The sequence below is a fragment of the Sphingopyxis sp. genome (assembly GCF_035250425.1).
GTDB lineage: Bacteria > Pseudomonadota > Alphaproteobacteria > Sphingomonadales > Sphingomonadaceae > Sphingopyxis.
On record NZ_DATFFD010000134.1, the window covers coordinates 1 to 23,070 of the forward strand.

At 65.5% G+C, this 23,070-nt stretch carries 27 protein-coding genes; 9 read left to right on the top strand and 18 right to left on the bottom strand.

Annotated features, from left to right (window positions below; genetic code table 11):
• From VJ811_RS07720 to VJ811_RS07760, 9 genes are all read right to left on the bottom strand, one after another.
• The coding region (locus VJ811_RS07720) for a VOC family protein (protein WP_324071679.1) at nucleotides 1-344 on the bottom strand (344 nt) is incomplete at its 3' end.
• Between the two features lie 10 nt (nucleotides 345-354).
• Nucleotides 355-792: a VOC family protein gene (locus tag VJ811_RS07725; protein ID WP_324071680.1), complete on the bottom strand. Its 438-nt coding sequence runs from the start codon at nucleotides 790-792 to the stop codon at nucleotides 355-357.
• Between the two features lie 9 nt (nucleotides 793-801).
• Entirely contained in the window at nucleotides 802-1,239 is a 438-nt protein-coding gene (locus tag VJ811_RS07730; protein ID WP_324071681.1) for a thioesterase family protein, read from the bottom strand.
• Nucleotides 1,240-1,275: 36 nt separating this feature from the next.
• Nucleotides 1,276-2,034, bottom strand: coding sequence for an alpha/beta hydrolase (locus tag VJ811_RS07735; protein WP_414711922.1), 759 nt, complete (start codon nucleotides 2,032-2,034; stop codon nucleotides 1,276-1,278).
• A 172-nt stretch (nucleotides 2,035-2,206) separates the two neighbouring features.
• The gene (locus VJ811_RS07740) at nucleotides 2,207-2,461 is read right to left on the bottom strand and encodes a DUF6356 family protein (RefSeq protein ID WP_324071682.1); all 255 of its coding nucleotides are present in this window, start codon (nucleotides 2,459-2,461) and stop codon (nucleotides 2,207-2,209) included.
• A 66-nt stretch (nucleotides 2,462-2,527) separates the two neighbouring features.
• Entirely contained in the window at nucleotides 2,528-2,719 is a 192-nt protein-coding gene (locus VJ811_RS07745) for a helix-turn-helix transcriptional regulator (RefSeq protein ID WP_324071683.1), read from the bottom strand.
• On the bottom strand, nucleotides 2,716-3,336 hold the full coding sequence (locus tag VJ811_RS07750; protein ID WP_324071684.1) for a hypothetical protein: 621 nt from the start codon (nucleotides 3,334-3,336) through the stop codon (nucleotides 2,716-2,718). The genes VJ811_RS07745 and VJ811_RS07750 overlap by 4 nt, the downstream gene beginning before the upstream one ends.
• Nucleotides 3,337-3,539: 203 nt before the next feature.
• A complete protein-coding gene (locus tag VJ811_RS07755; protein WP_324071685.1) occupies nucleotides 3,540-3,917 on the bottom strand; it encodes a VOC family protein in 378 nt (125 codons plus the stop codon).
• On the bottom strand, nucleotides 3,914-4,336 hold the full coding sequence (locus VJ811_RS07760; protein ID WP_324071687.1) for a MerC family mercury resistance protein: 423 nt from the start codon (nucleotides 4,334-4,336) through the stop codon (nucleotides 3,914-3,916). The genes VJ811_RS07755 and VJ811_RS07760 overlap by 4 nt, the downstream gene beginning before the upstream one ends.
• A 146-nt stretch (nucleotides 4,337-4,482) precedes the next feature.
• On the opposite strand from VJ811_RS07760, the gene thrS reads away from it, so the two are divergent.
• The 5 genes from thrS to VJ811_RS07785 all read left to right on the top strand — a co-directional run bounded on the left by thrS (nucleotide 4,483) and on the right by VJ811_RS07785 (nucleotide 10,077).
• On the top strand, nucleotides 4,483-6,486 hold the full coding sequence (thrS, locus tag VJ811_RS07765; RefSeq protein WP_324071689.1) for a threonine--tRNA ligase: 2,004 nt from the start codon (nucleotides 4,483-4,485) through the stop codon (nucleotides 6,484-6,486).
• 23 nt (nucleotides 6,487-6,509) lie between these two features.
• Nucleotides 6,510-7,337, top strand: a complete 828-nt coding sequence (locus tag VJ811_RS07770) for a metallophosphoesterase (RefSeq protein WP_324071690.1) — start codon at nucleotides 6,510-6,512, stop codon at nucleotides 7,335-7,337.
• Entirely contained in the window at nucleotides 7,334-8,032 is a 699-nt protein-coding gene (locus VJ811_RS07775) for a helix-turn-helix domain-containing protein (protein WP_324071692.1), read from the top strand. The genes VJ811_RS07770 and VJ811_RS07775 overlap by 4 nt, the downstream gene beginning before the upstream one ends.
• Nucleotides 8,033-8,041: 9 nt before the next feature.
• Nucleotides 8,042-9,193 carry a hypothetical protein gene (locus VJ811_RS07780; RefSeq protein WP_324071693.1) on the top strand — a complete coding sequence of 384 codons (1,152 nt, stop codon included), beginning with the start codon at nucleotides 8,042-8,044 and terminating at the stop codon, nucleotides 9,191-9,193.
• 122 nt (nucleotides 9,194-9,315) lie between these two features.
• Nucleotides 9,316-10,077: a sulfite exporter TauE/SafE family protein gene (locus VJ811_RS07785; RefSeq protein ID WP_324071694.1), complete on the top strand. Its 762-nt coding sequence runs from the start codon at nucleotides 9,316-9,318 to the stop codon at nucleotides 10,075-10,077.
• Here the strand turns inward: VJ811_RS07785 and VJ811_RS07790 are convergent.
• Both VJ811_RS07790 and VJ811_RS07795 read right to left on the bottom strand, forming a co-directional pair.
• Nucleotides 10,074-12,575 carry an ABC transporter permease gene (locus tag VJ811_RS07790; RefSeq protein ID WP_324071695.1) on the bottom strand — a complete coding sequence of 834 codons (2,502 nt, stop codon included), beginning with the start codon at nucleotides 12,573-12,575 and terminating at the stop codon, nucleotides 10,074-10,076. The genes VJ811_RS07785 and VJ811_RS07790 overlap by 4 nt on opposite strands.
• A gap of 217 nt (nucleotides 12,576-12,792) precedes the next feature.
• Entirely contained in the window at nucleotides 12,793-13,494 is a 702-nt protein-coding gene (locus VJ811_RS07795; protein ID WP_324071696.1) for an ABC transporter ATP-binding protein, read from the bottom strand.
• A gap of 16 nt (nucleotides 13,495-13,510) precedes the next feature.
• On the opposite strand from VJ811_RS07795, the gene VJ811_RS07800 reads away from it, so the two are divergent.
• On the top strand, nucleotides 13,511-14,224 hold the full coding sequence (locus VJ811_RS07800) for an arylesterase (RefSeq protein ID WP_324071697.1): 714 nt from the start codon (nucleotides 13,511-13,513) through the stop codon (nucleotides 14,222-14,224).
• Nucleotides 14,225-14,312: 88 nt separating this feature from the next.
• Here the strand turns inward: VJ811_RS07800 and VJ811_RS07805 are convergent, their stop codons facing one another.
• The 3 genes from VJ811_RS07805 to VJ811_RS07815 all read right to left on the bottom strand — a co-directional run bounded on the left by VJ811_RS07805 (nucleotide 14,313) and on the right by VJ811_RS07815 (nucleotide 17,065).
• A complete protein-coding gene (locus VJ811_RS07805) occupies nucleotides 14,313-14,771 on the bottom strand; it encodes an outer membrane beta-barrel protein (protein ID WP_324071698.1) in 459 nt (152 codons plus the stop codon).
• Between the two features lie 223 nt (nucleotides 14,772-14,994).
• Nucleotides 14,995-16,239, bottom strand: coding sequence for a 23S rRNA (adenine(2503)-C(2))-methyltransferase RlmN (rlmN, locus tag VJ811_RS07810; protein WP_324071699.1), 1,245 nt, complete (start codon nucleotides 16,237-16,239; stop codon nucleotides 14,995-14,997).
• Between the two features lie 82 nt (nucleotides 16,240-16,321).
• On the bottom strand, nucleotides 16,322-17,065 hold the full coding sequence (locus tag VJ811_RS07815; RefSeq protein WP_324071700.1) for an SDR family oxidoreductase: 744 nt from the start codon (nucleotides 17,063-17,065) through the stop codon (nucleotides 16,322-16,324).
• Nucleotides 17,066-17,183: 118 nt separating this feature from the next.
• Here VJ811_RS07815 and VJ811_RS07820 point away from each other — a divergent pair, with 118 nt between their 5' ends.
• The gene (locus VJ811_RS07820; RefSeq protein WP_324071701.1) at nucleotides 17,184-17,576 is read left to right on the top strand and encodes a helix-turn-helix domain-containing protein; all 393 of its coding nucleotides are present in this window, start codon (nucleotides 17,184-17,186) and stop codon (nucleotides 17,574-17,576) included.
• Nucleotides 17,577-17,887: 311 nt separating this feature from the next.
• On the opposite strand, the gene VJ811_RS07825 is transcribed toward VJ811_RS07820, so the two are convergent.
• Complete coding sequence (locus VJ811_RS07825) at nucleotides 17,888-18,217, bottom strand: UrcA family protein (RefSeq protein ID WP_324071702.1); 330 nt, start codon at nucleotides 18,215-18,217, stop codon at nucleotides 17,888-17,890.
• Nucleotides 18,218-18,369: 152 nt separating this feature from the next.
• Between VJ811_RS07825 and VJ811_RS07830 the strand changes: the two genes are divergently transcribed.
• Nucleotides 18,370-19,251, top strand: a complete 882-nt coding sequence (locus tag VJ811_RS07830) for a LysR family transcriptional regulator (RefSeq protein ID WP_324071703.1) — start codon at nucleotides 18,370-18,372, stop codon at nucleotides 19,249-19,251.
• Nucleotides 19,252-19,255: 4 nt separating this feature from the next.
• Here the strand turns inward: VJ811_RS07830 and VJ811_RS07835 are convergent, their stop codons facing one another.
• From VJ811_RS07835 to VJ811_RS07845, 3 genes are all read right to left on the bottom strand, one after another.
• Nucleotides 19,256-19,882, bottom strand: coding sequence for a hypothetical protein (locus tag VJ811_RS07835; RefSeq protein WP_324071704.1), 627 nt, complete (start codon nucleotides 19,880-19,882; stop codon nucleotides 19,256-19,258).
• A 68-nt stretch (nucleotides 19,883-19,950) separates the two neighbouring features.
• Nucleotides 19,951-20,643 carry an aspartate/glutamate racemase family protein gene (locus VJ811_RS07840; protein WP_324071705.1) on the bottom strand — a complete coding sequence of 231 codons (693 nt, stop codon included), beginning with the start codon at nucleotides 20,641-20,643 and terminating at the stop codon, nucleotides 19,951-19,953.
• A 357-nt stretch (nucleotides 20,644-21,000) separates the two neighbouring features.
• On the bottom strand, nucleotides 21,001-21,498 hold the full coding sequence (locus VJ811_RS07845; protein ID WP_324071706.1) for a hypothetical protein: 498 nt from the start codon (nucleotides 21,496-21,498) through the stop codon (nucleotides 21,001-21,003).
• 171 nt (nucleotides 21,499-21,669) lie between these two features.
• Here VJ811_RS07845 and dnaN point away from each other — a divergent pair, with 171 nt between their 5' ends.
• Nucleotides 21,670-22,785 (top strand): DNA polymerase III subunit beta, encoded by a 1,116-nt coding sequence (gene dnaN, locus VJ811_RS07850; protein WP_324071707.1) that lies wholly within the window; start codon nucleotides 21,670-21,672, stop codon nucleotides 22,783-22,785.
• Nucleotides 22,786-23,070: the final 285 nt, after the last annotated feature.

A 23,070-nucleotide genomic window follows, 5' to 3' on the forward strand; every position in this document is an offset into this window, starting at 1 on the left:
GGATCGGCGAACATCGCCTGTCTGCCATAGGGCAGGTCCAATGTCTCGCCCTCCTGCACCGCGCCCGCGGCCAGTGCGCTCGCGATGGCGTCATCAAGATTGGCGACCGAAAAGTCGGGATGCACCGGCGTCCAGTGCCGGTCGTAACGGCGAAAGTCGCCGCCGCCGGGGCCGATCGCCGACCCCGCGGGCTTGGCGATCAGATAGATGGGCACCTCGCAGCCGGTCAGCTCGACGATGTCGTGGTCGAACCGCCGGGCCGCGGTCAGTCCCAGCGCATTGGTGTAGAAATGTTCGGCAGCGGCGAGGTCGGGCACGTCGATGTTGATCAACAGGCCCGGCATCGCGCGGTTTCTACCAGGCGCCGGTGTTGGGCATCGAGGCCCAGGGTTCCTGCGGCGGAAGATGGCCTTCCTGCAGCAGCTCGACCGAAATGCCATCGGGCGAGCGCACGAACGCCATATGGCCGTCGCGCGGCGGGCGGTTGATCGTCACCCCGGCGTCCATCAGCCGCTGGCACGTCGCATAGATGTCGTCGACGCGGTAGGCGAGATGTCCGAAATTGCGCCCGCCCGTATAGTCCTCGGGCGCGCTGCCGTCGGCGGGCGGCCAATTATAGGTCAGCTCGACCTCGGCGACGTCGCCTTGACCGGGGGCGGCGAGGAAGATCAGCGTATAGCGGCCCTTCTCGTCGTCGAAACGGCGCGTTTCCTCCAGCCCGATGAGCTTGAAGAAGGTGACGGTGGCATCGGGATCCGACACGCGGATCATCGTGTGAAGATATTTGATCATGGCGCCATATTAGGCGCGAAGAGCCCGTTCTTCAAACGCTTCGAACAGGAATAGGAATTCGTCCGGCACGGGCGCCGGCGCACCCTGCGCCTCGGCGACATGCACGTTGATGAGCTGTCCGCTCGCGCGCAGGTCGTCCTTGCGCGCGCCATGCAGCTCGAACAGGAAGGTCATCGAGCTGGTGCCGACGCGCGAGGCGCGCACGCAAATGTCGATTTCCTCGTCGAGCAGGATCGGCACCTTGTAATCGACCTCGGCGCGCGCGACGTGAAACTCGGGGCTTTCGTGCAGCGGCCAGCGGTCGTACACGCCCGCCGCACGCCAATATTCGGTGATCCCGATGTCGAAATATTCGAGGTAGCGGCTGTTGAACACCACGGCCTGCGCATCGATCTCGGCATAGCGAACGCGCTTGGTGACGTGGAATTTAAAGTCGCTGCGGGCCATGATGATCCTCTGGAATATGATAGGCGTTGATTAGTTTTAGGTTGCGAGCCGCGCGACCGTGTCGATCAGCAACGCGATGTCGGTGTCGCGCGACAGGCGGTGATCGCCGCCCTTGACGAGCGTCACCTGCACATCGTCGCTCGCAAGCGCCGCCGACAGCCGCAGGCTGATGTAGGGCGGCACATCGCTATCCTTTTCGCCATGCAGCAGACGCACGGGGCAGGCGAGGGGGATTTCGGTATCGAGCAGCCGGTTCGCCTCGCCCGACCGGAAAAAGCCGCGCGTCGTCATATAGGGCTGGTCGCTGTACGGCGTCTCCTCGACCAGCGCGCCTTCGGCAAGGATGATCGCCTTTTCGGCGTCGCTGAAGCCCCAGTCGGTGAAATCGGGCGCCGCGGCGATGCCGACGAGCCCCGCCACCCGGCCCGGCCCGTCGCGCCGCACCAGCGCCAATGCGGTGAGCAGCATCAGCCACCCGCCCATCGACGATCCGACGATGATGACGGATCCTTCGGCCTTCGCATCGATCAGGTCGAGCACATCGCCGCGCCAGTCGAGCAACGTCTGGTCGGCGAACAATCCGTCCGACAGCCCGCATCCGGCATAATCGAGCAACAGGCAGGCCTGGCCCTCGGCCGCCGCCCAGTCGAACAGCGCCGTCGCCTTGCCGCCCGCCATGTCGGACATATAGCCCGGCAGGAAGACGATCGCCGGTCCGGTCCCCGGCGTATGGCGATAGGCGAGCCGCGGACGGCCCGGGCGGTCGAGATAGTCGGGAACGGCGGCCTCCATCATGATAGCTGACCCTCTACTCCCGTTCGTGTCGAGCGAAGTCGAGGCACCCATCCGGAGAACGCCATGCCGAGAGGCATCTCGACTTCAGCCCAAGGCTGAAGTTTATCCTGAGCGCCCGCCCCGCGGGCAGTCGAAGGGCTCGATGCGAACGGAGATTTGTGTTCCGAACGATTCAGATGACCCAGTCGATCGTGCTCATCTGCATCACGGCCTGCCCCTTGGCGCGCCGCTTTTCGACCATGATATGGTTCAGCCGCTGGATCGTGTCGCTGCCCGTGGTGATGCACCAGCCGGGAACGACGGCATGGACCAGCGCGCACAGGCCGCCATAGATCATCGTCACACCGAATTTTGACGCGACGCCGAAATGCTCGACGTAATTTTCATCGACGCTCTTGGGATGGTCGACGAACAGGCGCTTGAACATGGGGAAGGCTCCTTTCCGGCTGGAGAGTGCCCTAGCGGGGCGGCGGCGGGGGAGCAAGGTTGCCGGTCAGTCGCGCAGGAAAATCTCTTCGATCCGCATGCCGAACAGGTCAGCGATGCGAAAGGCGAGGGGAAGCGACGGGTCGTATTTTCCGGTCTCGATCGCGTTGACCGACTGGCGCGAGACCGCGAGTCGCTCGGCCAGATCCTGCTGGCTCCAGTCGCGCTCGGCGCGCAGGACTTTCAGGCGGTTCTTCATGTGCGGTCCGCGCGCCGGTCGACCGAAGCCATGATCATCTGGCCCAGCCCCAAGCCGATCGCCCAGACCGGCACCACCCACCAGGCGGGCACATGCGGGGCAACGCCGAACGTTTCCAGAAAGCCCCACAGCGTTCCGGCCAGAAGGACGAGTGCCAGGCCGATGAGGGCGGCGCTGGTCTGGCGATATCGCAGATATTCATCCTCTTCCTCGACGACATAACGGGCCAGCGTCCACACGAAGAAGATCATCGGCACTGACGGCAGGACGGCGATCCCCCACAGCAAGGCGCCTTGCGGGTGGAGATAGTTGCGAACGGTCATCGCCGTCCCCAGGCACAGGACATAACCGAGGGACCAGATCAGCATGCGTCGATTATATCGCCGCGTCGCCGGCGACAGCGCGCCTGCAGCGGCCTGCCGATTGTTCGCCGCTTTCGTCATCGGCACGAGAAGCAGCGTCGCCGCCGCGACGAACGGTAGCGAACGCCAGCCGCCCAAAAGACCGCGATGCTCGCAATAGGCGATCGCGAACAGCGCGACCGCGAAGGCGGCCGCCCACAAGCCCGGTTGGCGACCCGCAAAGCCGGTTTCGATTTTCGCAGCCTTCTGGGGCATGTCAAACCTCCTTATCTGATAGGCAAGTGAGCTTTACATTATCATCGATATGAAGGCAAGTAACATTGACATAATGACAAGGCTGCCAATCCTCTCCCGTCGTCATTCCCGCGAAAGCGGGAATCCAGCGAGCAAAGGTTGCAACTGGGTTCCCGCTTTCGCGGGAATGACGAGGGTGAGGTAAAGGTCTGCGGATTAGCGGATTAGCCGATCAACCGGCTCGGCCAACCGATACGCACCAGCGTTTCATCGGGATCGGACAGCGCGAACTCATACATGCCCCACGGCTTGTGCGTTGGCGCTTTCACCGGACCGAGGATCGCATCGCGCACCCGTTCGGCCAATTCGTCGACGCGCTCGGAATAGAGATAGAGCCCGAACGGGTTCTGGTCGCGTTCGGGCCATGTCGGCTGCGATTCATTGGTCAAGTGAAGCTGCCAGCCCTTGCCGTCTTCGAGCAGGCGATAGCTGCCATGGTCGCTGACCACCGACAGGCCGAGCTTTTCATAGAAAGCGGTGCTCGCATCGAGGTCGCTGCATGGCAGGATCGCGGCGATATGGTGGCGGGGTGCGTCGGTCATGCCGGCAGCTTATGCGCGCCGCCCCGATGACGCCAGCGCCAGTTGACGAGGTGCGCGGCGGCAAGCGTGAGTGCACCGACCGAGGTCATCAGGCGGTCGGCGGCTTCGGGATCGGCGACGGCGATCCACCCCTCATGCGCCGACAGGCCGAGCGCGAGCAGGCCTAGTCCCGAGACTGCGAATACCGTCGGCACCAAACGCCGATGCCGCCGCCAACCATCGCGCATCGCGATCACCGCAGCGGGCAGGGCGAGCAGCAGTATCGCCGCATGCACCCCCTCGGGCAGCGCGATCCAGCGGCTCAGCGCTGGCGCGATAAGGAGGAGCAAGGGAAGCGCGAGGCAATGGATCAGGCAGGTGAATGACAGGGCAAGTCCCGTCAGGTCGGCAAGGCGCGGGCGCGCGGCGGGGAGGCACATCTCTGGTCTTTCAAGGGAGGGGTTCGCATGCCAGATAATGATACATTATCTCATTGCAAGCCTTGTTGTGAATCCGCCCCTTGCCGCCCATATCGCATGCTGGCAAAGGGGCGCTGTTTTACCCCGCCAGAAAGGCCGCTTTTTCGATGTCCCAGATGATCCGCGTCACCCTTCCCGATGGCTCTGCCCGTGAAGTCGTGCGCGGCACTACCGCGGCGCAGATCGCGGCCGACATCGGACCCGGCCTCGCCAAGGCAGCGCTCGCCGCGAAGATCGACGGCGAGCTGCGCGACATCATGCGCCCGCTCGAGGAAGACACGAACCTGTCGCTGGTGACGAGCCGCGACGAGGCCGACGCGCTCGAACTCTTCCGCCACGATTATGCGCATGTGCTCGCCGAGGCGGTGCAGAAGCTGTTCCCCGGCACGCAGATCACCTTCGGCCCCTCGACGGGCGACGGCTTCTATTACGACTTCGCCCCCACCGCCGAGCACGGCCCGTTCCGCGACGACGAACTGCCGCTGATCGAGGAGGAGATGCGCAAGATCATCGCCGCCGACCTGCCGCTCACGCGCGAAGTGTGGGAGCGCGACAAGCTCATCGCCAAATGGGCGGCCGAGGGCGAGACGTTCAAGGCCGAATGGGCCGCCGAACTGCCGCAGGGCGAGGAACTCACCGTCTATCGCAGCGGTGATGGCTGGATGGACATGTGCCGCGGCCCGCACCTCGCTTCGACGGGCAAGCTCGACCCCGCCGCGTTCAAACTGACGCGCGTCTCGGGCGCCTATTGGCGCGGCGACCAGAAGAATGCGCAGCTTTCGCGCATCTACGGCACCGGCTGGCTCAACAAGAAGCAGCTCGCCGAACATCTCGTCCGGCTGGAGGAGGCCGCGAAGCGCGATCATCGCAAGATCGGCCGCGAGATGGACCTGTTCCACCTGCAGGAAGAAGCGCATGGCAGCGTCTTCTGGCACCCCAAGGGCTACCGGATCTACCGCGAGCTTGAGGCCTATATGCGCCGCGCGATCGACGGCTCGGGCTATCAGGAGGTCAAGACCCCGCAGGTGATGGACGCCAAACAGTGGGAGCAGTCGGGCCACTGGGGCAAATATCGCGCGAATATGTTCGTCATCCCCGACGAGGTGCCGAATATCGAGGATGACGGCCCGATCGTCTCCGACGGTGCCGAATGGATGGCGCTGAAGCCGATGAACTGCCCCGCGCACGTCCTGATCTTCCGCCAGGGGATGAAGTCGTATCGCGACCTGCCGCTGCGCATGGCCGAAATGGGCTGCTGCCACCGCAACGAACCGCACGGTGCGCTGCACGGCATCATGCGCGTGCGCCAATTCACGCAAGACGACGGCCATATCTTTTGCCGCGAAGACCAGATCGTCGACGAAGTGCGCGATTTCTGCGCGCTGCTCGACCGCGTCTACAAGCAGCTCGGCTTCGAGAAATATGCGGTCAAGCTCGCACTGCGCCCCGACATGCGCTTCGGCACCGACGAAATGTGGGACAAGGCCGAGGCCGAGCTGCGCGAAGCCGTCGAACGCGCCGGCATGGCGACCGAGGAATATGGCTGGGAGGAATTGCCGGGCGAGGGCGCCTTTTATGCCCCCAAGCTCGAATTCCACCTGACCGACGCGATCGGCCGGACGTGGCAGTGCGGGACGATCCAGTCCGACCGCGTGATGCCCGAACGCCTCGACGCGAGTTACATCGGCGAGGATGGCGAGCGCCACCGCCCGGTGATGCTCCACCGCGCGATCCTCGGCACTTACGAACGCTTCATCGGCATCTTGATCGAGCATTTCGCCGGCCGCTTCCCGACCTGGCTCGCGCCGGTGCAGGCGGTCGTCGCGACGATCGTCAGCGACGCCGACGATTATGCCAGGGATGCGGTGGCGCAGCTCACCGCCGCGGGCATCCGTACCGAAAGCGACGTCCGCAACGAGAAGATCAACTACAAGGTCCGCGAACACAGTCTCGCGAAGGTTCCCTACCTGCTGGTGGTCGGCAATCGCGAGGCCGAGGAAGGCACCGTCGCGATCCGCACCCTCGGCCAGGACGGCCAGCGCATCATGCCGCTCGCCGAAGCGATCACGATGCTGAAGGGCGAGGCGACCCCCCCGGATCTTCGCGATTGAGCGTGACGCCGCGGCGACGCTGGTTGCGCTGGACAGCGCTGCTCGCGCTGCTCGGCGTCGGCCTGCTCGCCAGGGGCTATTGGAATGCGACGCGCGATCCGGTGATCCGCACCGCGACGGTCGCGGTTGCCGATTGGCCTGCGGGGCAGGCACCGCTCAAGCTGCTGTTGCTGTCGGACAGTCACGTCGCCGGTCCCGACATGCCGCCCGAACGGCTGGCAAGGATCGTGGCGCGGCTAAACCGCCTGAAACCCGATCTCGTGCTGATCGCGGGCGACCTCGTCAGCGAAAAGCGCAGCGCGACGCACATATACACCGCGGCCGAGGCGGTCGCGCCGCTCGGCGGTCTCCGCGCGCCGCTGGGCGTCGTCGTCGCGCCGGGCAATCACGATCATTGGTTCAAGCCCGATGCGCTGCGCGGTGAGTTGGAGACGCGCGGGCTTCGTGTGCTCCAGAATGCGGCTGTGAAGCTCGGCCCGCTGATCGTCGGCGGCGTCGATGACGATTATTCGGGGCATGACGATGTTCCGGCTACGCTTGCCGCAATGGACCGGCTTGGTCCGGGTGTACCATTGCTGCTGACGCACAGCCCCGACATCGTCCCCGCAGTGAAGCGCCCGGTCGCGGCAATCTTCGCGGGACATACGCATTGCGGCCAGATCCGCTTCCCCTTCATCGGCGCGCTCACCTATGTCTCGCGCTATGGGGATCGCTTTGCCTGCGGCGACATAAGCGACGGCGCGCAGCGCATCTTCGTCGGCGCCGGGCTCGGCACCAGCCTTTTGCCGCTCCGTTTCAACACCCCGCCCGATGCGTGGCTCGTCACCATCGGCCCGGACGCTGAACCATGAACGGCTCGATTCAAATCGCGGGCGTTGGGCGCTATCCGGCGGGCGAATGCCTGCCGCGTCATCGCCATACCCATGGCTATGTCGCGCTCGTGCTCGGCGGCGATTATGAGGAATCGGGCGATCAGGGGCGCATCGCGGTGCGGCCGGGAACGGTCGTCGTGCACGGCGACTGGACCGCGCATCAGGACCGTTTTGGCGCGCGCGGCGCGCTGGTGCTTAACCTGCCGGTGGCAAAGGGATTCGCGCCGGGTGCGGGGCATATCGCCGACCCCGATACCGCCGTGCGCCTCGCCGAACGCGATCCGCAGGCCGCCGCCGATTATGTTCGCGATCATTTCCGCATGGGCGCGGCGCGGCGCGACGATTGGCCCGACCTGCTCGCCGCGGCGCTCACCGCCGATCCCGACATATTGCTCGCCGACTGGGCCGATCGCCTCGGGCTCAACCCCGCATCGATCAGCCGCGGCTTCGTGCGCGCCTATGGCGTCAGCCCCAAACGCTTCCGGCTCGAAGCGCGGACGCGGCGCGCGCTCACCGTGCTCGATCGCTGGCAGGGCAGTTTCGCGGATCTCGCCGCCGATCAGGGTTTCGCCGACCAGGCACATATGACCCGATCGATCGCCGCGATGACCGGCGCCCCGCCGATCGTGCACCGGGCAAAGTCCGTTCAAGCCGGGGGCGTCAATCCCCGCTAAACCGGGTTCATGGATCGCCGCTTCTTCATTGCCGGCTCGCTCGGCACCGCCGCCCTCGCCGTTCCCACCATCGCCTCAGCGCAAAATCAGCGCCCGCCGATGCGCACGCAATGGAAAGTGCGCGCATCCGAAGGCTTCGACGCGCTCGCCTTTCTGGGACCGCTGGCGGGGGGAGAGCTTTATATGCCTCATTATCAGGCCGACGCCGACGCCTTCGCGCCGCGCCTTTCGGCCGCGGCCCGCTCCGAGATTCCGGCGCTGTCGCGCGAGGCCAATGAAGCGGGTTTCGGGCTGCTCGGCCCGGTCTTGTCGCTCATCTTTTCGGGCGGCGACGACACCAGCCTCGATGCGCTGATTGCCGCCGCCGCGGCGCCCGAGACGCGCCTGCTCCCCGCCTATCGCGCCAGCAGCAATTGGGGCGAAAAGGATTGGGGCTGGTTCACCGCCCATGCCCCGCGCGTCAAAGCGGTGCTCGAAGCGATGCGCGATGCGGGCTTTTCCGCCTTTCGCACCGAACGCATCGCCGCGCTTGAGGGGCGGATCGTTCAGCTTCAGGCCGATCTGGGCGCCTATGACGTCATCCGCCTTCATGAAAAACTGACCGGGCGGACCTTCGACCCGCAGATCGAGGTGGTGCTGCTGCAATTTTGCAAGCCGCACGGGATCAAGGTGCAGGGCCAGACTTTCCTCCAGGCGGCCGACTGGAACACCGCGATCACCGTGCGCAACGCGGGGCATGAAATGCTCCACCCGCCGGTGGCGATGGACGGCGCCGCGGCAAAGGCCGCGCTCGCCATTTTTGCGCAAGACCCGCTGATCCCGCGTGTCGTCGCCGAACATGACCCCAAATGGGGCTATACGACGCTCGAAGGCCTGCTGAACGAGGATCTGGCGCAGGCGCTCGACCAGCTGATCGCCGAGGCTCTGGGGGTCGCGCGCAATCCCGCCGATCGCTGGCGCAAATCGGACGATGGCATCCATATTCTCGCGGGAGCCTTTTACGGGATGCTGCGTCAGGACAAATGGATCGAAACCGGCGGGTCGATCGAAACCTGGCTTGCCGACGCGGCAAAGACCGGGCGCCTCGCGCCGCAAAAGCTGCACAGTATCGCCGCGCACATACTCGAACGCCCGGTCGACAGGCTTTGGCCGCTGGCTTGAACGGCGGGGACTAGCCGCCTCGGCCTTCCTGCGGTATCGGCCGGGCGGTTCGATCCGCTGCCGGGGAAACAAGCGCTGCCCTTCCATCCCGCCTTCCGCCCGCCGGTCGTGGCGCACGCCGCTTGACCGGCCTGTCGCAGCTTGTCGGCATCGCGCCGCTGACGCTTGTCGGCGCGGCGGCGATGACCTTTGCCGCCGCCTATGTCCGCGGCCTCACCGGCTTCGGCATGGCGATCATCCTCGTGCCGCTCCTGGGACTCATCATCGCACCCGGAGAGGCGGTGGTGCTCGGCATATTGCTGCAACTGCTGATCGGACCCGTCGGGATCGGGATCATCATGGCCGACGCCGACCGCACAACCGCCGTCCCGATCGCGCTGCTCGCGATGGCGACGACGCCGGTCGGCATGGTCGCGCTCGACGCGACGACCCCCGACGTTGCGCGGTTGCTGATTACGCTGGTCGCGGTCGGTGCTTTCGTCGCGGTACTGCTGCCCAAACAGCCCGAGGGACACCGGCCGGGGCGCGGCGCGATTGCGGGGACGGGGATCGCATCGGGCATCCTCACCGGCTTTGCCGCGATGCCCGGGCCGCCGGTCGTGCCCTTCTACCTCCGCCGCCACCTCGAACCCAAGGTCGCGCGCGCGTCGATGCTGCTGATCTTCTTTGGCACCGCGATCGCGGGGACGCTCGCCGCGCTCTGGGTCGGGATCGCGACGTGGCGATTGTTCCTGCTCGCGGTGATCCTGTTCGTGCCGATGTGGCTGGGCAATTATGTCGGCGCGCGTCATTTCGGCCGTGTCCCGCCGCATGTCTGGCAGGCGATGGTCGCGATCGTCCTCGGCATCGCGGCGGTGTCGGCGGTGGTGCGGCTCTTGAACTAAAGACTGCGCAGCGCCTGCGCGGGTTTGGCCGAGAGCAGAGGCCAGCTTCCCGCAATCCCGATCAGGAACGACAAGCCCGCCCCGCCGAGCAGCGTCATCCCGACGATCAGCGGATCGGGCGCGAAGTCGAAATCGAACAGCTGCGTCACGACATACCAGGCGCCCGCAAGGCCCAGACCCAGCGCGAGCACCGCCAAAATGCCCGCGAGCACCGCATATTCCATGCCCTGCGCGCCGAGTATCTGGCCCCTCGTAGCGCCGAGCAGCTTCAGGATCACGCTGTCGTAAACGCGCCGCTCGCGGCTCGCGGCGATCGCGCCGATCAGCACCGCGATCCCCGCAAGGATCGCGATGCTCGCCGCCGCGGCGATCGCTTGGCTCATCTGCGTCAGAAGCGTCGTCACCTGCGACACGACATCGCGCACTGCGATCAGCGACGCCGACGGAAAGGCGCGCGGGATGCTGCGCGACAAGGCGGCTTCGGCCTCGGGGCTGACCGCCACCGTCGCGACCATATTATGCGGCGCCGCGTCGAAGGTGCCGGGCGAGAAGACGAGCACATAGTTCAGCCCGAAATTGTCCCAATTGACGGTGCGGAAGGATGCGACCTTCGCCTGCACCTCGACCCCCAGCACATTGACCGACAGCGTGTCGCCGATCTTGAGTCCCAGCGATGTGGCGACCTCCTGCTCGACGCTGACCAGCGGCGGCCCCTTATAATCGGCCGCCCACCATTGGCCACTGACCAGTTCGCTGCCGTTGGGCAGCACCGGACTGTACGTCAGCCCACGGTCGCCGCGCAGCACCCACGCGCCCTCGGGCAGTTCGGCGAGCTCGTCGACGCGCTGCCCGGCGAATTCGGTGACGCTGCCGCGCAGCGCGGGGATCATGTTGATTTCGGCCTTGGGGTCGGCCCCCGTCACCATCGTCTGAAAGCGCGCGGTCTCGGTGCGCGGCACGTCGAGCACGAAAAAGCTCGGCGCGCGCTGCGGCACGGTCGACTCGATTTCGGCGGTGATGCTCGTCTGGATCGCCGCCAGCGTGACGAACAAGGTTAGGCCCAGCCCGAGCGCGACGACCAGCGCGCCGGTCGCGGCGCCGGGTCGGTGCAGGTTCGCGAGCGCGAGGCGGAACAGCGGGCGCTTGGGACGCGGCAGACGGCTCGCGGTGCGCCGCACCAGCCAGCCAAGCCCGACGAGGATGAGGAGAAGACCGATCGCCGCGCCGATGAAGCCCAATGCGAACAAAGGCTCGCGCGCGGTGCCGACTGCCAGCGCGATGATCGCGGCCAGCGCCGCCGCGACCGCGATGACCGTCTGCCGGTCGACCCGCGCCGCGCCGCTCACCGTCGCGCGGTAAAGCCCGGCGGCGGGAACGTGCCGCGTCGCCGCAAGCGGGGGCAGGGCAAAGGCGACGGCGATCAGCAGGCCATAAGCCGCGCTGACGGCGAGCGGCAGCGGATAGATGGCGACACCGGGTTTGACCGGCAGCACGTCGCCTGCAATCGCGCCAATGATCGCGGGCGCAAGCGCGCCGATGATCAGGCCGGCGACGATCGACACCGCCGCGACCGCGAGGATCTGAAGCCCGTAGATGCGCGTGACCGTGCCGCTGTCGGCGCCGAGCACTTTCAGCGTCGCAAGCCCGGGGCGCTTGCCCGCGAGATAGCTTGCGACGCCGTTTCCGACGCCAATCCCGGCGATCACCAGCGCCGCCAACCCGACGAGCGACAGGAACTGCCCCATGCGCTCGATGAAGCGCCGCGTGCCGGGCGCGCCGTTGCTGCTGTCGGTGATGTCCCAGCCCGCGTCGGGGAATTCGGCGGTCAGCGCCTTGCCGACCGCTTCGGGGTTCGCGTTCCCGGGCAGGCGGACGCGATATTTGCTCTCATAGAGGCTGCCCGGCTGGATCAACTGCGTCGCCGGCAGGTCGGCGAGCCCGATGATCGCGACGGGGCCGAGGGTAAAGCCTTCGCCCAGACGGTCGGGCTCTTCGGCGATCACGCCGTCGATCAGGAAGCTTTTCTCGCCGAACTTCACGCGTTCGCCGACCTTCAGGCCGAGCCGCGCGACGAGATCCTTGCCGATCCAGATACCGCCCGGCGGCGGCGGACCTTTGCGCGCGCCGCTTTCCAGCCGCATCGTGCCATAGAGCGGGTAGATGCCATCGACCGCCTTCAACTCGGACAGCAAAGCCTCGCCGTCGGGGTCGTTCGCCATCGCACGCAGCCGCACGGTCGCCGAGGGTGTGCCGACGCGGCGAAAGCCCGCCATTTCCGCAGGCGTCGCTTCGCGCTGCGGCAGGCTGAACTCGACATCGCCGCCGAGGATCGTCTGTCCGCGCACTTCGAGTTCGGACGTGATGCCGCGCGTCAGACTGCCGATCGCCGCGAGCGTCGCGACGCCGAGGAACAGGCAGACCGCGAGCAGGCGCAGGCCCCGGATGCGCGTCGCGAGGTCGCGGCGCGCGATCCGCCAGAGCGTGGCGAGCGGGAGCATTAAATCCTCCCTGCCGCGAAGCGGCGGGGAGGGGCAGTGCTGGGTCGTCCAGTCCCCCGGACTGGACTTGGATTGCCGGGGGCAATCCAACCCTGCACTCCGCCAAAGGCGGTGGTGGAGGGGTCGCGACGCCAGCGCCAATACCCCTCCGTCAGCGGCTCCGCCGCTGCCACCTCCCCAAGGCTGCGCCACAGGGAGGATCTGAGGAGCTCAGCCATCACGCTGCCCGCTCTTCGATTTTTCCGTCGTGCATCACGACGACGCGGTCGCAATGCTCGGCGAGTTCGGGGTCGTGGGTGATGATGAGCAAGGTCGCACCAAGCGCGGCGCGGCGCGCGAAGATCAGGTCGATGATCGCGTGGCCGGTCGCGGTGTCGAGATTGCCCGTCGGCTCGTCGGCAAAGATGATCGCGGGCGAGCTTGCCATTGCGCGCGCGATCGCGACGCGCTGCTGCTCGCCGCCCGACAATTGCGCTGGATAATGGGTGAGGCGATGCCCGAGCCCGACCGCCTCAAGCTCGGCCGCAGCGCGCCCGAAGGGATCGGATATGCCCGCGAGCTCCAGCGGCACCGCGACATTTTCGAGCGCGGTCATCGTCGGAAGCAGGTGGAAGGCCTGCAAGACGATCCCGATCCGCCCGCGCCGCGCTCTCGCCAGATCGTCCTCGTCCATCGCCCTAAAATCGAGCCCCGCGACGCGGATGCTGCCGCCATTCGCGCGTTCGAGCCCGGCGAGCACCGCCATCAGCGAGCTTTTCCCCGATCCCGACGGTCCCAGCAGCGCGACCGAGGCGCCTGCGGGAACTTCCAGATCGACGCCGCGCAAAATTTCGACAGGGGTCTTGTCGCTTCCGAGCGTGAGCGTCACATTATGGGCGGCGATCGCCAAATCTGGCGAAGGTCGAGGCGCGTCGGTCAAGAAGGGACCCTTTGAAATGAGAACGGCCGGATGGCGCTCTTACGCTTTATATGGTTGCGCGGCGCTGCTTTGCCAACCGCTCGCCGCGTGCGGATCGGCAGAGACCCCGCCAGCTTCGACCAATGACAAGAGCGCGGCAAAAGCCGCCCCCGCGATCCCCGCCGACGCACCGCTAGTGATTGCGTTCGGTGACAGCCTCTATGCGGGCTACCAACTCGGTCCGAAGGAAGGGCTCGCGCCACAATTGCAGGCCGCGCTTGCCGCCGATGGCGTCGTCGCGCGCGTCCAGAATGCCGGCGTTTCGGGCGATACCACCGCCGCCGGGCGCCAGCGCCTGACTTATGTGCTGGGTAATGCAAAGGCGAAGCCCGCGCTCGTCGTGCTCGGCCTCGGCGGCAACGATATGCTGCGCGGGATCGGCCCCGACCAGACGCGCGCCAATCTCGACGCGATGCTCGCCGAGCTTCGGAAGCGCGAGATCCCGGTGCTGCTCACCGGCATGATGGCCGCGCCGAACCTCGGCAGCGACTATGCGAAAAAGTTCAACCCCATCTACCCCGAACTCGCGTCGAAATATGATGTCAGCTTCTATCCGTTCATCCTCGACAATGTCGTCACCGACAAGGCGCTAATGCTCGGCGACAATATGCATCCCAATGCCAAGGGGGTGAAGGTCGTGGCGGAGGGACTGGCACCGCTGGTCGAACAGGCGCTGCCGAACGCCGAATGAAAATCCTCGCGATCGCGCAGCGACGGCACAAATAAAAAGGGGCGGCCCGACGGGCCGCCCCTCCTTTATCAGTCGCTGTTCCGAAGGATCAGAAAGCGAAGCCGACGCCGGCGACGAAGGTGTCGAAGTCACCGAAGTTGTTGATGAACTGGTGACGATATTCGCCCTTGGCATAGATGTTCTGGCCCAGCTTGTGCTGATAGCCGGCGCCGACATACGGATCGTCGACGTCGCCGAAGGTGTAACCGCCGGTGGCATAGAGCTTGCCGTTGGCACCAATCTTGGCGCCCGCGCGGCCGCCGGCCGAGAACTGGACGTTCGCGCCATCGACAAGAACCTTGTCGCCCGCGATTTCGGCACCGACGAAGGTCGAGCTGCCGAGGTCGAAGTCATAACCGGCTGCGGCGCCGAGCGTGCCTTCGTCCTGGCCATTGCCGGTGATCAGACCGCCGCGAACTTCCACGCGGCCTTCGCCAGCGGGGGCCGCAAGGGCGGGGGTTGCAACAATGGCCGTCAGGAGAGCGGCTGCAACTGCGAATTTCTTCATGTTCTATTCCTTCTGTTTTTAATCGGTCACGCCCTTTGGGTCGCGACGCCCCCTAAATGGGGCTCGCGGCTGTCGCTGCAATGAACGGATCGTTCAGAATGTGACAATTTTCTTACCTGTGTTATTTTTACCACACGGTATAGAATAGGTATGCGGTCGCAATCCCGCATATCCGCGGGTTTCTGACGCTAATGGAGATGGGAAAAAGACGCTGGGGGCGTTTTCAGCCGAGCGCGGCCTGCTTTTCCTCGGCGATCCGGTCGAGTTCGGCGCGGGTCGGTTTGGTCGCCGCGCTCTTGAGCTGCCCGCACGCCGCCATGATGTCGCGACCGCGCGGGGTACGTACCGGCGCCGAGATCCCGGCCTTGAAAATCAGGTTGCTGAACGCGCGCACTCGCTCGGGCGTCGAACATTCATACATCGCGCCGGGCCAGGGGTTGAAGGGGATCAGATTGACCTTCGCGTGCAGGCCATATTCGCGGATCAGCCGGACCAGCTCGCGCGCATCCTCGTCGCTGTCATTCTTGTCCTTCAGCATCACATATTCGAAGGTGATGCGCCGCGAATTGCCCGCACCCGGATAGTCGGCGCACGCCTTCAGCAATTCGTCGATGCCATATTTGCGGTTCAGCGGCACGATCTCGTCGCGCACTTCCTTCGACACCGCATGCAGCGAGACCGCGAGGTTGACACCGATCTCTTCGCCCGCGCGCGCCATCATCGGCACGACGCCGCTCGTCGACAGCGTGATCCTGCGCCGCGACAGTGCAAGCCCGTCGCCGTCCATGACGATCTTGAGCGCGCCCTTGACCTCGTCGAAATTATACAGCGGCTCGCCCATGCCCATCATCACGATGTTGGTCAGGATGCGGCCGTCGGCGGTATAGTTGCCGCCTTCTTCGTCGTCGTCGTCCTCGGGATCGGGGCCGAAACCCGCCATCGTCCCCTTGGGCCATTCGCCCAGTTCGTCGCGCGCCAGCATGACCTGCCCGACGATCTCGCCCGCGGCGAGGTTGCGCACGAGACGCATCGTGCCCGTGTGACAGAAACGGCAGTTCAATGTGCAGCCGACCTGGCTCGACACGCACAAGGTTCCCCGGTCGGCGTCGGGGATGAAGACCATTTCATATTCCTGGCCGTCGGCGGCGGCGAGCAGCCATTTGCGCGTGCCGTCGCTCGACACCTGCGCCTCGCGCACCGTTGGGCGGCCGATGATGAAGCGGTCGGTCAGCCACGGGCGCATCGTCTTGGCGATGTCGGTCATCGCTTCGAAATCGGTGACCCCGCGATGGTACATCCAGTGCCAAATCTGCTTGGCGCGCAGCTTCGCGGCCTTGGAATCGAGGCCCGCCTCGACCAGCACCCCGCCGATCGCGTCGCGCGTCAGCCCGATCAGGTCGATGCGGTTGCCGCCGCGCAAGGGAACGGTGCCCGTCGTGACGGGGTCGATATGGCCGGGAATCTGCATGATGCGCGGCCATATAGGGGGGAAGGGGAGAAAGCGCAATTGCGGCGCGAAATCCCCTCCCGCAAGCGGGAGGGGAGCATTTTTACAGCGACGCCAGCATCCCCAGCACCTGCGGCACGGTCCCGTTCGCCTCAGCGTTACGCAGCGGCAGGACGTTCTGCACCAATATTTCCTCAGGCGTCGGCGTCTTGGCGAACAGCGCCATCACCTCGTCGGCGAAGTCATCGAGCGGCATATATCCCTCGCGCGTCGACTGGCCGGGGGTCAGGTCGGTGCGCACCGCGGGCGGCGCCAGCTCGATCACTTCGACCTTGCCCGCCAGCTGGACGCGAAGCGCGACCGAATAGCTGTGCATCGCCGCCTTGGTCGCCGAATAGGTCGGCGCCTTGGGGAAGGGCACGAACGCCAGCCCCGACGTGACATTGACGATCGCACTGTCCGCCTGCGCCGCCAGATGGTCGATGAGCGCGTCGGTCAGCCAGATCGGGCCGAGGATGTTGGTGACGACCGTCGCCTCGGCCTGCGTCAGGTCGCGCTTCGCGCTCGCATCCTCGGCGGTCATGATACCGGCGTTGTTAACCAGCACATTGAGGTCCGGGAATTTCGCGACGATCTCCTTCGCGAAAGCGGTAATCGCCTCGGCATCGGTGACGTCGAGCGCCATCGCCGACATATTCGGCCGCCCCGCGATCGCGGCGTCGAGCTTGCCGGCGTTACGCCCGGTGACGATGACCTTGTTGCCGGCATCGTGCCAGCGCTGCGCGAGCGCCAGCCCGATGCCCGAACCCCCGCCGGTGACGAGGATGGTGTTGCCTGTGGTCTTCATGATGGCCTCCTTTGGGGTGGTGAGGAGACTCAAATATCCCTATGCTCTCCAAATGAAAGTAGGCACCCGAAAGTGCCATAGTTACCGAAAAGAGAGATTTGGATTTTCCGCCATGCCCATGCCCGAAAAAATTTCCTACGATCCGAATGCGCCGGTCGATCCGCGCGTCGAAACGCTCGTCAACGAACTCATCGGCCGAGTCGCCGACAAATGGACTCTACTCGTTCTCGAGGAGCTGGAGGATCACGGAACCTGCCGCTTCACCGAATTGTCGCGCCGCGTTCCGGGGATCAGCCAGAAGATGCTGACGCAGACGCTGCGCCAGATGGAGCGCGACGGGCTTCTCGTGCGGACAGTCCACCCGGTCGTCCCGCCGAAGGTCGAATATTGCCTGACCGACCTTGGCCATAGTCTCGGCGAAGCCTTTTGCGGGGTGTGGATATGGGCGGAAGCCAATCTGGAAAAGGTGGCAAGGGCGCGCATGGCGTTCGACGCGCGGGGTAGGGTTTAGGAAAATTTGCGAGTGCCGGAAGCGACCGAAGGGAGCCGTTCCCCGGCGAAGGCCGGGGTCCAGAGCGTGATCAGCAAACGCCTGCTTCCTAACGCCCTGGGCCCCGGCCTTCGTCGGGGAACAGGATGGCAGCTGCAACCGATTGCGACCGTGTGAGAATATTATGTCCGCTCACCACCCCAAAGCCACCCTTTCCATAACGAACGGACCTCCCAACCTTCGGGCGGCGCGGCATAAGGAAAGCCGGGACCATGATCGTGCCCGAATCATGGCCCCCGGCTTTGACGGGCCCTGCAACTTGGGTCCGCCGGTCACTTGCGGATCGAGCTGACCTGGATCGGCTCGCTTCGCGACGCATTGGCGACCACCACATCGGCCTGCGCCGAGGCGAGCGCCCGCGTGTCGCGGCGGCATTGTCGCACGTCATTCTTGCCCGCGATGTCGAAATCGGGGGCGGTGCCGCACACGGTGACGACGGCGCGCCAGATGCGGCGGTCGAGCGCCTTGGTGCCGGCCTCGGTCCGAAGGTCGAGGTCTTTGTGCGCCACGGCGACGCTCGGGTTCGCGGGGGCGGTTTGCGCCGATGCGGGCTGGCCGATCGATACGGCAGCGAGGGCGGCGAGGATCAGAAGCTTTTGCATCTTGAGTCTCCATCGGCCGGCTGGGGAGGAGGGGAGAAAGCCGGTGGAGACCCAGATAATCGATCGGCCGCAGCGAAAGGAGCAACGAGTTTGCCCGACCATTCTGCAAAATTGCAGAATGCCGCCAGCGCCGTTATGACGCACAAGACATCATGTATGATTGGAACGACCTCAAAGCCTTTCTCGCGGTCGCGGAAACGGGCAGCACGCTGTCGGCGGCGCAGGCGCTGCGCGTCAGCCAGACGACCGTCGCCCGGCGCATCGCCGCGCTCGAGGAGGCCACGGGCGTCATCCTCTTCGAACGGCGACAGGCAGGCTATGCACTGACCCCGGTGGGCGAGGCGATGCTGGCGAGTGCGCTGGCGGTGCGCGACGCCGCCGACCGCTTCGGCGAAGCTGCGGGCGCCCGCTCGCGGGACGCCGGCGGCACGGTCAGCCTGACGACGATGGAAATCTTCGCGGTCACCATCCTGCCGCCGATCCTGCGCGACCTCCGCGCCGCGCATCCCGGCATCCACATCCATCTCGATACGGCCGACGAACCGCGCGATCTGGCGGCGGGCGCGGCGGACATCGCGATCCGCAGCAGCAAGCAGCCGACCGGCGCGGGCCTCGTCGGACGGCGCATCGCCGACAATCCCTGGACCGTCTATTGCAGCCGCGATTATGCCGACCGTCATGGCATTCCGCACAGCCGCGAGGAACTTGCCACCCACCCCTTTATCGGCGGCGGCGGCTATGTTTGGGAGCCGTATCAGGCGTGGCTGCGGCAATATGGGCTCGAGGATTCGGTGGTGATGAAATATGACACCGGATCCGGTCTGCTCGCCGGGGTGCGCTCTGGCATGGGGCTGACGATCCTGCCCGCCTTTATCGCCGAGCACGAACCCGACCTGATCCGCTGCATCCCGCCCAAGAATGAAGACACGACGGGCCTGTGGCTCTTGACCCACGAACGGCTGCGCCATGTCCCGCGCGTGCGTCTCGTCCTCGATTTCCTCGCCGCCGAACTGACGAAGCTCGCGCGCCAATAAGCGGCTAAGGTTTTTCGCCGATCATGACATAGCCCGGCATCGCAGCCAGCTCTGGTGGCGTTGGCAGTTGGCCGCAGCCGGGCGGGCCGAACATTGCATGATAACCTTTCCAGTGGATCGGGCTCCATCGATTGTCGATGCTTCGGACATTGGCGCCGAAGGTCGATGAACCGCACCGGTTTCCCTGAGAACCGTAAATCATCGCCGTCGATCGCACGATCGCGACGCGTCGGAGCGTGATCTGCGTGCCCGCACACTCACCATAGGTCGCCGGCCGCGGGTGCAGCGCCTTCCACGCTGCGCCATCGGTTGAAATTTGACGCTCATGCTCAAGGATTTGGAGCGACACATCTTTCCAGATCATGACATCATGCGCATAGGCACGGCTTGCCGGCGTCGAAGGCTCGGGCCGGAGCTTTAGCAGATAGGGGATGCTGTCGGGGTGAACGGCAAGCAGACCGGGCTTGAAGCAGATGGGGTGCCCCGCCTCCACGAGCCGGTTTTTCAGAAAGGCCAGGATGGCCGCATCCTCGCGGGCTTCATAGCGCGCGTCGGCTGCTACAGCAGCAATTGGCGACAGCAGCAGTGCGGCTGTCCGGAGCGCCGAAAGGACAGTGGTCGATTGTCGCATGCACGTTTCCGATCATGGCCGTAGAGCCGGGCATGATAGTCAATCACAACATTGACATATCGTAAATATCAGGTCGCGAGCGCACATTCGATCGCCGCATCGACATGCAGCGCCAGCGTGTCGAACAACGGCACCGCGCTATCCTCTTCGCCGACCAGCAGCATGATTTCGGTACAGCCAAGCACGATCGCCTCGGCGCCGTCTGCAATCAGCGCGGCGATGATCCGCCGATATGCGGCGCGCGATGCGTCGCGGATCACGCCCTGCACCAACTCGTCATAGATGATGCCATGGACGATCGCGCGATCGGCGTCGCCGGGGATCAGCGCCTCGATACCCGCCGCCGCCATGCGCGCGGTATAAAACGGCTTTTCCATCGTGAAGGCGGTGCCGAGCAGCCCGACGCGCGAAAAGCCCGCCGCCCGGATCGCCGCGATGGCGGGGTCGGCGATGTGGAGAAGCGGCACCGGTGTCGCCGCCTCGACAGCCTCGGCGCACAGGTGCATCGTATTCGCACAGATCAACAGCAGTTCGGCTCCCCCGGCCGTCAAGGATCGGGCGGCGTCCGCCATCTGCGCGTCAAGCACGTCCCAGTCGCCGCTCGCCTGCAATGCGGCGATGGGCGCGAAATCGAGCGACAACAACAGGACGCGTGCCGAATGCAGCCCGCCCAGCCGCGCCCGCACCCCTTCGTTGAGCAGCCGGTAATATTGGGCCGAGCTCTCCCAGCTCAAACCCCCGATCAGGCCGATTGTCTTCATCGTGTCAGCTTCCATCCAGAAATCGCTGTCCTACAATATCTCGCCAATTTAGCGTGCCGGGCGATGACGAGCGACGCAGCTTTCCTCCTAACCGCTACAGACGCTCTTCCGCGCTCCTCGACGCGCGCGATGGAATGCGATTTGCGAGTGAAGTTACGCAGTTTTCCGCCGTTTCGCGAAAACGCCTTTTTCTCTTACTTCGTCACCCCGGACTTGATCCGGGGTCCAGCTTCCACCGATGCGCCGCATGGATCCCGGATAAAGCCTGTCCTGAGCAAAGTCGAAGGGTCCGGGATGACGAAGATTTGCGAATCGCGAGTGAAGTTGCGCAGAAATCCGCCACTTCGCCAAACCGCCTCAGCGCAGCTTCGCACACCCCAGCGCCGCCGCGTCGATCGCGGTCGCGGCGCCGCGCAGCCGGTAGGTGTCGGCGATCGCGCCGCCCGTCGCGGTCCCGCTCTCGATGCTCATGCTCGGCGCCGATCGCATCGCGGCGACGATCGCGGCATCCATGCGCGGGGCGCTCGCCCAGCCGTGCGCGCCGTTGCCGGTCAGGATGAAGCGGCGGCCACCGATCGTCAGCCGCAGCTCGCGCCCCGGCGCGCGCTCCTTCGACAGGCGAACGTAAAATTGTCCGCGAATGCGCGACTTCGGCCAATATCCGACGCTCGCATAAGCTTTGACCTTCGGCGTCCCGATCGTTGCCGACGGCGCGGCGAGGGCGTAGCAGCGCGGGGTCGCGGGATCGCGAAACGCGCCCCATCCGTCGAAAATGCCGAGCGCCGTGGGGCTGGCGGCAAGCGCCGCGGCCGGCATCGCCGCCGCTATCAGGAAAAGGGAGGCCCAGCGCCGCATCGCGCCTCGTTCGCGCGATTGGGGATGCTTTGCAAGCATGGCTTGCACGCCGCGACGCGTGCGTTAAGGAAGGTGGACATTTTCAGGGGCCAGAATCGGGGTGCGAATCGCCTCCGACGGTCTGTCCCCAAGGGACTTTTCCCGAGAAACACGCAGGATGGCGGATTTAGAATGAAAGCGACGATCGAACGCGCAGTGTTGTTGAAAAGCCTCGGCCACGTCCAGTCGGTGGTCGAACGGCGTAACACGATCCCGATCCTCTCGAACGTCCTGATCGAAGCCGATGCGTCGGGCCAATTGAAACTGATGGCGACCGACCTCGACTTACAGGTCGTCGAAACGATCGCGGCGAAGGTCGAGACGCCGGGCACGACGACGGTGTCGGCGCACACCCTCTTCGAAATCGCCCGCAAGTTGCCCGAGGGCGCCGAGGTCAGCCTCGCCGCCGCCGAGGGCAAGATGCAGGTCAAGGCCGGCCGCTCGAACTTCAACCTGCCGACGCTGCCGCGCGACGATTTCCCGGTGATCGCCGAGGGCGACCTGCCGACGAACTTCGAACTGCCCGTCGCCGAACTGATCCAGATCATCGACAAGACGCGCTTCGCGATCTCGACCGAGGAAACGCGCTATTATTTGAACGGCATCTTCCTGCACGTCGCCGAGGATGCATCGGGTCCGGTGCTCAAGGCCGCGGCGACCGACGGCCACCGCCTCGCGCGCTACACCGTCACGCGCCCCGACGGCGCCTCATCGATGCCCGACGTCATCGTGCCGCGCAAATGCGTTACCGAAATCCGCAAGCTGCTCGACGAGGCCGAAGGCAATGTCGAAATCAGCCTGTCGGCGAGCAAGGTCCGCTTCCAGCTCGGCAACGCGATCCTGACCTCGAAGCTGATCGACGGGACCTTCCCCGACTATAGCCGCGTCATCCCGACCGCGAACGACAAGCTGCTCAAGGTCGATCCGAAGAGCCTGTATCAGGGCGTCGACCGCGTCTCGACGATCGCCAGCGAAAAGACCCGCGCGGTCAAGGTCGGTCTCGACAAGGACCGCATCACCCTGTCGGTGACGAGCCCCGAAAACGGCACCGCCGCCGAAGAGGTTGCGGCTTCTTATGACAGCGACGCGATGGAAATCGGCTTCAACGCCCGCTACCTCAGCGACATCCTCGGCCAGGTCGACGGCGACAGCGTCGAACTGCACTTGGCCGATGCCAACGCCCCGACGCTGATCCGCGAAAGCGAAAAGAGCCCGGCGCTCTACGTGCTGATGCCGATGCGGGTTTAGGTCCTTCCCCCTTGATGGGGGAAGGATACGCAGCCTTGGCGCGAAGCGACTAGGCGAAGTTGGATGAGGGTGAACGCGCGTCCTCGCGCCGTCACTTCAGGCCGAAACCGCACCCCCACCGCTGCGACTAGCCAGCAAGCTGGCAAGTCTCGCGGCCTCCCCCATCAAGGGGGAGGGTTTAATTGGCCTTCGCAACCCGCCAGATCACCCCGCCGGTATCGTCGGCGACCAGCGCGCTGCCGTCCTTCGCCACCTTCACATCGGCCGGCCGGCCGCGGGTGGTCT

Coding starts and splice junctions, on each gene's coding strand:
- VJ811_RS07820 (WP_324071701.1), top strand. CDS start 17,184: ATGCCCGAAAAAATTTCCTACGATCCGAATGCGCCGGTCGATCCGCGC.
- VJ811_RS07815 (WP_324071700.1), bottom strand. CDS start 17,065: ATGAAGACCACAGGCAACACCATCCTCGTCACCGGCGGGGGTTCGGGC.
- VJ811_RS07750 (WP_324071684.1), bottom strand. CDS start 3,336: ATGCCCCAGAAGGCTGCGAAAATCGAAACCGGCTTTGCGGGTCGCCAA.
- VJ811_RS07840 (WP_324071705.1), bottom strand. CDS start 20,643: ATGAAGACAATCGGCCTGATCGGGGGTTTGAGCTGGGAGAGCTCGGCC.
- dnaN (WP_324071707.1), top strand. CDS start 21,670: ATGAAAGCGACGATCGAACGCGCAGTGTTGTTGAAAAGCCTCGGCCAC.
- thrS (WP_324071689.1), top strand. CDS start 4,483: ATGTCCCAGATGATCCGCGTCACCCTTCCCGATGGCTCTGCCCGTGAA.
- VJ811_RS07800 (WP_324071697.1), top strand. CDS start 13,511: ATGAGAACGGCCGGATGGCGCTCTTACGCTTTATATGGTTGCGCGGCG.
- VJ811_RS07735 (WP_414711922.1), bottom strand. CDS start 2,034: ATGATGGAGGCCGCCGTTCCCGACTATCTCGACCGCCCGGGCCGTCCG.
- VJ811_RS07805 (WP_324071698.1), bottom strand. CDS start 14,771: ATGAAGAAATTCGCAGTTGCAGCCGCTCTCCTGACGGCCATTGTTGCA.
- VJ811_RS07755 (WP_324071685.1), bottom strand. CDS start 3,917: ATGACCGACGCACCCCGCCACCATATCGCCGCGATCCTGCCATGCAGC.
- VJ811_RS07825 (WP_324071702.1), bottom strand. CDS start 18,217: ATGCAAAAGCTTCTGATCCTCGCCGCCCTCGCTGCCGTATCGATCGGC.
- VJ811_RS07775 (WP_324071692.1), top strand. CDS start 7,334: ATGAACGGCTCGATTCAAATCGCGGGCGTTGGGCGCTATCCGGCGGGC.
- VJ811_RS07740 (WP_324071682.1), bottom strand. CDS start 2,461: ATGTTCAAGCGCCTGTTCGTCGACCATCCCAAGAGCGTCGATGAAAAT.
- VJ811_RS07835 (WP_324071704.1), bottom strand. CDS start 19,882: ATGCGACAATCGACCACTGTCCTTTCGGCGCTCCGGACAGCCGCACTG.
- VJ811_RS07730 (WP_324071681.1), bottom strand. CDS start 1,239: ATGGCCCGCAGCGACTTTAAATTCCACGTCACCAAGCGCGTTCGCTAT.
- VJ811_RS07830 (WP_324071703.1), top strand. CDS start 18,370: ATGTATGATTGGAACGACCTCAAAGCCTTTCTCGCGGTCGCGGAAACG.
- VJ811_RS07780 (WP_324071693.1), top strand. CDS start 8,042: ATGGATCGCCGCTTCTTCATTGCCGGCTCGCTCGGCACCGCCGCCCTC.
- VJ811_RS07790 (WP_324071695.1), bottom strand. CDS start 12,575: ATGCTCCCGCTCGCCACGCTCTGGCGGATCGCGCGCCGCGACCTCGCG.
- VJ811_RS07745 (WP_324071683.1), bottom strand. CDS start 2,719: ATGAAGAACCGCCTGAAAGTCCTGCGCGCCGAGCGCGACTGGAGCCAG.
- VJ811_RS07760 (WP_324071687.1), bottom strand. CDS start 4,336: ATGTGCCTCCCCGCCGCGCGCCCGCGCCTTGCCGACCTGACGGGACTT.
- VJ811_RS07725 (WP_324071680.1), bottom strand. CDS start 792: ATGATCAAATATCTTCACACGATGATCCGCGTGTCGGATCCCGATGCC.
- rlmN (WP_324071699.1), bottom strand. CDS start 16,239: ATGCAGATTCCCGGCCATATCGACCCCGTCACGACGGGCACCGTTCCC.
- VJ811_RS07845 (WP_324071706.1), bottom strand. CDS start 21,498: ATGCGGCGCTGGGCCTCCCTTTTCCTGATAGCGGCGGCGATGCCGGCC.